Consider the following 8,164-nt stretch of genomic DNA (forward strand, 5'->3'; position numbering starts at 1 on the left):
CGTCCACCTTGGGGTGGGCTGAGATCCCGTCGATCGGCGTCCAGCCCTCGACACCGAGGGTCTGAAGGGTGACCGGGTCCAGACGATAGCCCTCCCCGCACTGGTAGAAGGTCGACAGAGCCGCGCCGGTGTGGACCACGATATCGGTGGAGGAGGAGTCCTTCAGAGCGCCATGCGCCCCGAAGCCCGGGCGCTTCGCCAACTGGACAGGGTCCGCGAGACCGCCCCAAAGGGCGCCGCCAGCCTCCTGCTCAGCCTGAAAGCCGCGAGTGCGGACAAAGCGGTTGGCGTAGCTCGCCCGACCCTCCCGGAAGATCATCCGGTGGATCATGCCGTCGCCGTCAAAGGGATGGTAGCGCCCCAGGGGCTGATGGACCGGGTTCTCGGTATTGCGCAGGTAGATCCCCTCGATGTCCTCGGGAATCCGCCCCTCGATCACCTCAGGGTCCGGAAGGTCGGTCTCCTCATGCAAGGGCGTCCAGGCCCCGGTCATGTAGGGGTGCGAGGACTCCCTCAGGGTCGTCAGGACAGGGGGCTGTCGGCGCAGGGGCATGGCGGACCTCGGGGAAACGCGGTTTGGCGCAGACTAGGACGGATCTGCGTCTGGCGCATCCAGATCGTAGGGTCGCGACCGTCGACCCAGCGAGCGCGCAGAGACGCCTCGTTCCGCAGGACTTGGCTCGAAACGATTTCAATTCCAGTATCTTGATGGCTCCCCTGCGGCGGAGCTCCGGGTAGAGACCGGCGAGGGGGCTTGCTGAGGGGCCGCTGCCCCCCTCCGGCCCGCTGTGCGGTCCACCTCCCCCTCAAGAGGTGGAGGAATTACAGAGCCATTGCTTCCCTGCGGGGGAGCTCCCCGCGAAGCGGGGTGAGGGGGCTTGCTGAGCCGCGGGTGCTTGAGAGGCCTCAACGGCGCATGGGACGGGCGCGGAGCCGGGACGGCGGCGGTGTCTGGCGGAAGTCGCCGGCGACACCCAGCCGGGCGTTGCAGTTCGGACAGCGGATCACCTCCTCGTCCGGACCTTCCGCCGGCGGATCGAAGAAAGCGCCGCAGGGCTTGCACTTCCAGCCGTGGGAGGGGCGCTCGACCGGCTTGGGCTCACGAGATGGCCGCAAAGGCCGCGGCGGCCGGGCCGGTTTGTCGGTCCTGAGGGGCTCAAGGGGCTTGGGTCCGAGGGGCCGGGTGACCTGGACGCCAGGCTTCAGGCTCAGGGTCCGACGCTTCGGGGGATCCTCACTCATGGTCTCGCCAAGTCTGAACCAACCCCGGAGACCGGGCCTTCCTGACCGCGATGGTACCGCCTCCCCGGTTCGAACGGGGGACCTCTAGAGCCACAATCTAGCGCTCTAACCAACTGAGCTAAGGCGGCGCATCACGGAGGCTTGCTTCTAGTCGCCGGCGGGGCGCCGATCAAGCGGCCGCTTGGTCACATCCCGACAAAGCCCCTCCCCCAAAAGAAAAGACCCCGGGGCAACCCCCGGGGCCTTGGAAGCCAGGCTCCCTCGAGATCAGCCCCTGGGGAGCTGGAACCGAAGGGGAATCCGGACGGTGCCGCCTTCGACCGGAGAACCGTCCTTGGTCATCGGACGCATCCGGAACAGACGCGTCATCCTCAGAGCTGCCGACCCGAAATCCTGGTCAGCGGGGTCTTCGGCGATGACCGAACACTCTTCAAGCAGGCCCCTTGCGGTGACCTTGCAGCTCAGGGTCACGCGGCCCTCCACTTCCATCCGCTGGGCGCGGTCTGGGTAGTAGCGGGCGATGTCCTCACCCGAGGGGCGACGGGCCCAGTCCGGATTGGTGATCACGGACGGACGCGGCGGCTCGGGCGCCGGCGCCGGCGGCTTGGGCTCCTCGATCCGCTTTTCGACCGGGGGAACCGGAAGAGGCGGAATCGTCGGGGCGTTGGGCACGGCGACGGGCGGACGCGGCTGCAGCTTGGGCGGCGGCGGCGGCGGCGTGTTCGGGGGCGGCGGAGGCGGAGGCGGAGGCGGAGCCATCGGCTGGATGATCTCCACGTCCGTCACGTCGTCCGAGAACTCCCTGATCTCGAGCTCAAAGCGCTGTTTCCAGAGCACGAAGCCGAGACCGACATGGAGCACCAGGGCCACGATGGCGGCGATCCAGTAGCCCTTGCCGCGCTGCGGAGGCGGGACGTCGAACGGGTTCCGTAAGGGGTGGGTGATGTCTTCAGCCATGCTCCACCCCTCAGTCCTTCTTGTCTTCGCCGACGAGGGCCACGCTGTAGAAGCCGTTATCCTGGAGCGTGTTCATCACGCCCATGAAGTCGCCGTACATCACGTCCTTGTCGGCGCGGATGTAGATCCGCTCCTTCTCGGGACTCCGCCTGTCACCCAGCTGGATGCGAAGCGTGTCCCCGAGCTCAGACAGGTCGGTGCTGTAGTCCCCGATGAAGAGACGACCTCCTGGCTGGATCGAGATGTAGACCGGCTTGGGGGGATTAGTGGCCGGTTTTGCAACCGCGTTCGGGAGAGCGATCTTCACGTTCACCGCCGCCAAGGGCGCCGCCACCATGAAGATGATCAGGAGGACCAGCATGACGTCCACGAAGGGCGTCACATTGATCTCGCTGTTCTGCTCTACCACGTACTTGCCACCCCCAGAACCTGAGAGTTTGGCTCCCATCTGGATTAGGCCCCCTTGTCGAGCTGCCGCGAAAGGCCGTTCATCAGTTCAGCAACGAAGGCCTCCGAACGACCGCCAAAGCCCGAGATGCGGGTCTGGAAGTAGTTGTAGAAGATCGCCGCCGGGATCGCCGCGAACAGGCCGATACCCGTGGCCAGAAGCGCCTCGGCGATGCCGGGGGCGACGACGGCCAGGTTGGTGGTGTTGGTGTTCGCGATGCCGATGAAGGAGTTCATGATGCCGTACACGGTGGCGAACAGGCCGATGAACGGACCGGACGACGCCGTCGAAGCCAGGAACTGCATGCCGGTGGACAGACGCGTGCTCAGGGTCGCCTGAACGGCGCTGACCGCCGCTTCGGCGCGGTGCAGGGTGGTTTCCCGGTGCTCGCCCGAGACCTGCAGGCCCGCCTGGCGGGATAGCTCGACTTCCTGGATCGCCGCGGAGGCCATGTCGGCCAGCGGGTTGCCGGCGAACTCTTCGGAAGCCGCGACGCGGCCCGCCTCAGCATGGCTCTTGGAGCCCCGGAAGGCCTCCATGAAGGCGGTCGCGGTCTTATTGAGGTTGTTGAACTCGATGATCTTGGTCACGAGCAGGAACCAAGAATAGATCGAGGCGAGGATCAGGCCGATCATCACCGCCTTCACGACGGGCACGGCCAACATGAACATGCCGGTCACGGTGAGCTTGCCGGCGTTCGGGATCTGCGGCGGGTCTTCGGTGACCTCAGCTGCGGCCGGTTCCGCGGGAGCGGCGGCGGGGGCGGCGGCGTCGGCAGGCGCCGCATCGGCCGGGGCGGCGGCTTCGGCAGCGGGCGCGGGCGCCTGGGCGAAAGCCGGAGCGCTCGCCACAAGCGCAAGAGCGCCGAGCAGAGCGATGAAGGGAGTCTTGAGCTTGTTATCGATCATCTGTCGCCAGTTCCTGGTTGGTCTAGCACGTTTGGACCTAAGGGTCGTCACGCGAGAGCGCCTCTACCCCAATTGATTGGCTCGCCGCTCCGGCAAAAGAAGGCCCGGTTGCCCGGACCCGACCGCGCCGAAGCGATAGAGCCGCTTTCGCTAACCCGACCCCTGACATCGACCCGGACCCAGTCGGGTCCTGACGCCATCCTGAATTCGGGTGCGGCGCCGCCGACCCGAGGGGCAGCGGAACCTTACCGACAAGTTAGACTTGCGGCAGGTGTCCTTTGGCAACCCCTTTTTCTCCGGTCAAGCGGAATAGGGCCCGCGCCCCGTCTGCCGGAGGATCATTTGTTGTCCGGCGGGAGAAAACGATGCCAGGGGCGGCCTGAGGCCCGGTTTTCGCGCAATTGCGACAGCTGGATGTCAGGGGCAGATCCGGGATCGGGCAGGAGCCTGGCATGCCTACTCACGCCGCCAGCTTTGGGGGAGCCTGACCCTCATCGCCGTCATCACCGGCATGGCTACGGTCTTCTCCGCCCAGGCGGCGGAACCGCCGGCCTCCAAGGCGTCCGAGGCCAGACGGCTGCAGGCTCTGGCCGCCAGAAAGGCCCCGATCGTCAGTGAACCCAGACCGATCTGCGAGCAGGTGCAGCAGATGGGGTCTCATTTCCGCAGGAAGGTCTGCGCCACCGCGGAGGCCTGGGAAGCCAGGCGCCGCAAGGACGCCGACCAGATGCAGCGCGCGGCCGATTCCGGCGCGGGATGCGGCGGGGTCGGCAATCCCTGCTGAGCCGTCGATGCCGCGCATCGAGTGCTGATTCGCAAGCCTTCGGGCGAGGCCAGCCTGAACCGCGCCCGGTCGGCGACGGTGGTAGAGGCCTTCCTGGCCGAGGCCCCCTTCCATGTCGCCCTGCCCTTCGCCCTCGCGGTCTTCGCCGGGATGCGACAGGGCGACGCCCTGGGCGTGACCTGGGCCGCCTACGACGGCGCGCGCCTGCGCTGGCGGGCCCGGAAGAATGGAGAGTTGTGCGAGGCCCCGGTGACCGGCGTCTTCCACGCCATGCTCGAGGCCGCCAAGGCGAACCGTGGCGCAGCCCTGCAGATCGCGGTCACCAGCGCGGGGACGCCATGGTCCGCCTCAGGCTACCGGGCGGTGTTCTTCCGCCTGGTTCGCCGCCCGACCGCCGCGGGCCAGCTCGGCGAGGGCTGCACCTTCCACGGCGCCCGCCACACGATCGGAAGCTTCGCCAGGCAGGCGCAGGAAACCGACTGGCGGGTCTCGGCCGCGATCGGCGACAGGTTGATCCACATGGCCGGAATCTGCGGCCGCGACGCCGACCGGACGACCGCCCAGACCGAGGTTCTCGGGGCCGTCCAGCAACGATTCCAGAACATCGATTGGAAAACGCCGCGCAGATGATTGGAAAACGTTTCCGACCGGCGCCGCTTAAGTCCTTGAAAAGTAATGGTGCCTGGGGCCGGAATCGAACCAGCGACACGCGGATTTTCAATCCGCTGCTCTACCAACTGAGCTACCCAGGCGCGACGCCTCGCGGGTCGGAGGCGGTTCTATAGAAGAGGCCCGACGGGCTGTCCAGCGAGGCGCCCTCAGGATTCGTCCTCGGCGCCGGCGCCCGGGTCCTCAACCTCGTCGCCGGGAAGGACATAGTTTCCCGACAGCCATCGCTGCAGGTCCACATTGGCGCAGCGTGACGAGCAGAAGGGTCTGAACTGCGGCGTGGCGGGCTTTCTGCAAATGGGGCAGGCCGGCTTCTGGGGGCGGGTTTCGGGCGGAGGACTCAAAGCGGTTCGATCTCGATCCGGTCCCGGGGCCAGTCCGGCTCAACGACCCGTTCGAATCGCGCGCCCTGACGCTCGGCCAGCCGGTCGACCAGGGGCCAGGCAAGGCGCGCAACCGCCGGCGCCGCACGGAGCCTGAAGCTGCGGCCGGTCTCCACGTCCGCCGCGCTCTCGGCCTGCCGGATCAGCCGCTGGGCGAGGGTTCGCTCACCCGGCCGGCCATCCGGCTGGAGAAGGATGTCCGCGGCCGCCCGCGTCCGTCGCGGGATCGTGAGCTCCAGGGTTCCGAAGCGGCTGATGGGCCCGAAGGCGACCCCGGGATTGTCAGGGGCGAAGGCGGCGCGGGCGGCGCTCAGAAGAGCGGTTCCATCATGGCCGCGACCGGCGAGATCGATCACCACCAGTCCGCCCAGCGCCTTCAGCCGGAGCAGGCGGGCGGTCTCCGCCACGGCGGCGAGATTCAGCTGCCGGGTGAGGGATTTGGGATCCGGTCCCTTGCGGGGCCCAAGGTCCACGTCCACGGCCACCAGGGCGCGGGTTGGCTCGATGGCCAGGACGCCTCCGCCTGGAAGGACGTGAAGCGTGGAGAGCACCGTCTCCTCCGCGGCGTCCGCCATCCGACGCGCCTCCGCGCCCGTCACCACCTCCTTGCTCCGGACCAGGGCGGCGAGCCGCTCCGCCACATCCGGCGCCGACGCCAGAAGTCGGACAGGACCCTCGGCAGGCCTCACCCCCCGCACCGCCGCCAGCTTGCCGGGCCGGGGCGCCGAGCGAACCTCCACCTCCAGCATCTGGCCTTCCACCGGGCGGCGGTCAGGCGGATACTCCATCATCCCCTCGAGGCCTTCGCCCAGGTCGACAAAGGCGGAGGCGAAGGCCGGCTCGACCTTGCGCACCCGGGCCGCGATGCGCGCGCCGGGCTCCAGCCGGGGGTCGTCATCATCCCGCCGGATGAGCAGGTGCTCGGGCCGTCCATCGAGGGTGATCAGGCCCCGGGTCTCGCCGGGAGTCTCGTCAAGATAGGCCCGACGCGCGCTCATGGCCGTCGCCAACCCTGCCCCGTCAGCAGGGCCTCGGTCTCATGCAGGGGCAGGCCCACCACCGCCGGCCAGGAGCCGCTCAGAGACAGGATGAAGGCGCCGGCCCGGCCCTGGATCCCGTAGCCTCCGGCCTTGCCCTCGCCTTCGCCGCTGGCGGCGTAGGCGACGATATCGGCCTCCGTAAGGCGTCGCATCTTCAGGCGGGTCTCGACCAGCCGGTCGCCGCGGCGGCCGCCGGGCCCGCGCAGGCTGACGCCGGTCACGACCCGATGCGCCCGCCCGGACAGGAGCCTGAGACATTCGGCCACTTCCCTGGCGTCCGCCGCCTTGGGCAGGATCCGGCGTCCCACCGACACCACGGTGTCGGCGGCCAGGACATAGTCGTCGGGATGGAGGGCGGCGACGGCCTCCGCCTTGGCGGCGGCCAGGCGCGCGGCGAGGCGCCGGGGAAGCTCGTCCTTCATCGGCGTCTCGTCGATGTCGGCGGGGACGATGACGTCGGGGGTCAGGCCGATGGAGGCCAGGAGCTCCCGCCTTCGCGGACTCTCCGACGCCAGGACCAGCCGGGGCGGCATGGCCGCTCTAGCGGACCCGGAAGGTGATGCGCCCCTTGGTCAGGTCGTAGGGGGTCATGGCCACGAGCACCTTGTCCCCGGCCGACACCCGGATGCGGTTCTTGCGCATCTTGCCGGCGGTGTGGGCGATGATCTCGTGATCGTTCTCGAGCTTCACGCGGAAGGTGGCGTTGGGCAGCACCTCGCTGACGGTGCCCGGAAACTCGAGGGGTTCTTCCTTGGCCATGCAGGCTCCAGACTAGGGGTCGACGAACTCGGCCTGGAGCCCCCTGAATCGGGAGCCGCCAGCCGGAAGGCAGGGGTCTATACCTTAAGACCCCGGTCGAGGTCGACAGTCGAGGCGCGGGTGGACCGGTCAGCCCTTCCAGTGCAGGGCGGTGATCAGGGTGAAGAGCCGGCGGGCGGTGTCCAGGTCGGTCTCCACCTTGCCGGCCAGCCGCCGCTGGAGAAGCTCGCTGGCCTCGTTGTGCAGACCTCTGCGGCCCATGTCGAGGGCCTCGATCTGCGACGGCGTGGCCTGGCGGATGGCCTGGTAATAGCTTTCGCAGATCATGAAATAATCGCGGATCAGGCCCCGGAAGGGCGACAGCGACAGGATGTGCCGCCGCTGGTAGTCCCGCCCGGTCACGTCCAGGACCAGCCGGTTCTCCACCAGTCCCATGTGAAGGTCATAGGGTCCGCCGGCGGCGCCCTCGGGCGCGAAATAGTTCTGTTCCAGCAGGTCGAAGATGGCGATCTTCCGCTCCTGCTCCTGGTCGCGCGAGACCGCCGCGAGGGACTCCGGGTCCAGCTCGACGCTCTGCAGGCGCTGGAGGGTGCGGTCAGGCTCGGCCATGTCCGGTTCGCAAGCTGCCGTCCGATCCTAGAGCAATCCGCGCATGGCCGTCACCCGTCACGGCCCAGCCGCAGGGCGGCGGAGCGGGCGTGGGCGGGCAGGCCCTCGGCCTCGGCCAGGGCGACGGTCGGCGGGCCCAGCACGGCGAAGCCCGCCGCGCCGGCCTTCACCAGCGAGGTGCGCTTCAGGAAGTCATAGAGCGACAGGCCCGAGGAGAACCGCGCCGCCCGGCTGGTCGGCAGGACGTGGTTCGAGCCCGCCACATAATCTCCGAGGGCCTCCGGGGTGTGCCGGCCCAGGAAGATCGCCCCGGCGTGGCGGATCTTCGCCGACAGGGCGTCCGGATCGGCCACGGCCAGCTCCAC

General features: G+C 68.6%; 13 protein-coding genes and 2 tRNA genes. 2 read left to right on the top strand and 13 right to left on the bottom strand.

The features are described 5' to 3' along the window. The 6 genes from INE98_RS00455 to INE98_RS00480 form a co-directional block, all read right to left on the bottom strand. The coding region (locus INE98_RS00455; protein ID WP_293535758.1) for a carotenoid oxygenase family protein at nucleotides 1-553 on the bottom strand (553 nt) is incomplete at its 3' end. A 353-nt stretch (nucleotides 554-906) separates the two neighbouring features. Next, nucleotides 907-1,242: a hypothetical protein gene (locus INE98_RS00460; RefSeq protein ID WP_293535759.1), complete on the bottom strand. Its 336-nt coding sequence runs from the start codon at nucleotides 1,240-1,242 to the stop codon at nucleotides 907-909. Between the two features lie 51 nt (nucleotides 1,243-1,293). Then, a tRNA-His gene (locus tag INE98_RS00465) sits at nucleotides 1,294-1,370 on the bottom strand. 139 nt (nucleotides 1,371-1,509) lie between these two features. Further along, nucleotides 1,510-2,199, bottom strand: coding sequence for an energy transducer TonB (locus INE98_RS00470; protein WP_293535760.1), 690 nt, complete (start codon nucleotides 2,197-2,199; stop codon nucleotides 1,510-1,512). Nucleotides 2,200-2,209: 10 nt separating this feature from the next. Next, nucleotides 2,210-2,647 (bottom strand): biopolymer transporter ExbD, encoded by a 438-nt coding sequence (locus tag INE98_RS00475; protein ID WP_293535761.1) that lies wholly within the window; start codon nucleotides 2,645-2,647, stop codon nucleotides 2,210-2,212. A gap of 5 nt (nucleotides 2,648-2,652) precedes the next feature. After that, entirely contained in the window at nucleotides 2,653-3,555 is a 903-nt protein-coding gene (locus tag INE98_RS00480; protein ID WP_293535762.1) for a MotA/TolQ/ExbB proton channel family protein, read from the bottom strand. 511 nt (nucleotides 3,556-4,066) lie between these two features. Between INE98_RS00480 and INE98_RS00485 the strand changes: the two genes are divergently transcribed. Then, nucleotides 4,067-4,339: a hypothetical protein gene (locus INE98_RS00485; RefSeq protein WP_293535763.1), complete on the top strand. Its 273-nt coding sequence runs from the start codon at nucleotides 4,067-4,069 to the stop codon at nucleotides 4,337-4,339. Nucleotides 4,340-4,360: 21 nt separating this feature from the next. After that, on the top strand, nucleotides 4,361-4,969 hold the full coding sequence (locus INE98_RS00490) for a hypothetical protein (RefSeq protein WP_293535764.1): 609 nt from the start codon (nucleotides 4,361-4,363) through the stop codon (nucleotides 4,967-4,969). 46 nt (nucleotides 4,970-5,015) lie between these two features. Here INE98_RS00490 and INE98_RS00495 read toward each other — a convergent pair. The 7 genes from INE98_RS00495 to INE98_RS00525 form a co-directional block, all read right to left on the bottom strand. Beyond that, nucleotides 5,016-5,091 (bottom strand) — tRNA-Phe (locus INE98_RS00495). A gap of 66 nt (nucleotides 5,092-5,157) precedes the next feature. Further along, nucleotides 5,158-5,352 carry a DNA gyrase inhibitor YacG gene (yacG, locus tag INE98_RS00500; protein WP_293535765.1) on the bottom strand — a complete coding sequence of 65 codons (195 nt, stop codon included), beginning with the start codon at nucleotides 5,350-5,352 and terminating at the stop codon, nucleotides 5,158-5,160. Next, complete coding sequence (locus INE98_RS00505; RefSeq protein ID WP_293535766.1) at nucleotides 5,349-6,389, bottom strand: ribonuclease E/G; 1,041 nt, start codon at nucleotides 6,387-6,389, stop codon at nucleotides 5,349-5,351. Before INE98_RS00505 ends, yacG begins: the two co-directional genes overlap by 4 nt. After that, a complete protein-coding gene (locus INE98_RS00510; RefSeq protein ID WP_293535767.1) occupies nucleotides 6,386-6,964 on the bottom strand; it encodes a Maf family nucleotide pyrophosphatase in 579 nt (192 codons plus the stop codon). Before INE98_RS00510 ends, INE98_RS00505 begins: the two co-directional genes overlap by 4 nt. A 7-nt stretch (nucleotides 6,965-6,971) precedes the next feature. Beyond that, nucleotides 6,972-7,190, bottom strand: a complete 219-nt coding sequence (gene infA / locus INE98_RS00515) for a translation initiation factor IF-1 (protein ID WP_110449661.1) — start codon at nucleotides 7,188-7,190, stop codon at nucleotides 6,972-6,974. 129 nt (nucleotides 7,191-7,319) lie between these two features. After that, a complete protein-coding gene (locus INE98_RS00520) occupies nucleotides 7,320-7,799 on the bottom strand; it encodes a UPF0262 family protein (RefSeq protein WP_293535768.1) in 480 nt (159 codons plus the stop codon). Between the two features lie 50 nt (nucleotides 7,800-7,849). Next, nucleotides 7,850-8,164: histidinol dehydrogenase (locus INE98_RS00525; protein ID WP_293535769.1), on the bottom strand; the 315-nt coding region annotated here is incomplete at its 5' end.

Source organism: Phenylobacterium sp., assembly GCF_020253645.1.
Lineage (GTDB): Bacteria > Pseudomonadota > Alphaproteobacteria > Caulobacterales > Caulobacteraceae > Phenylobacterium.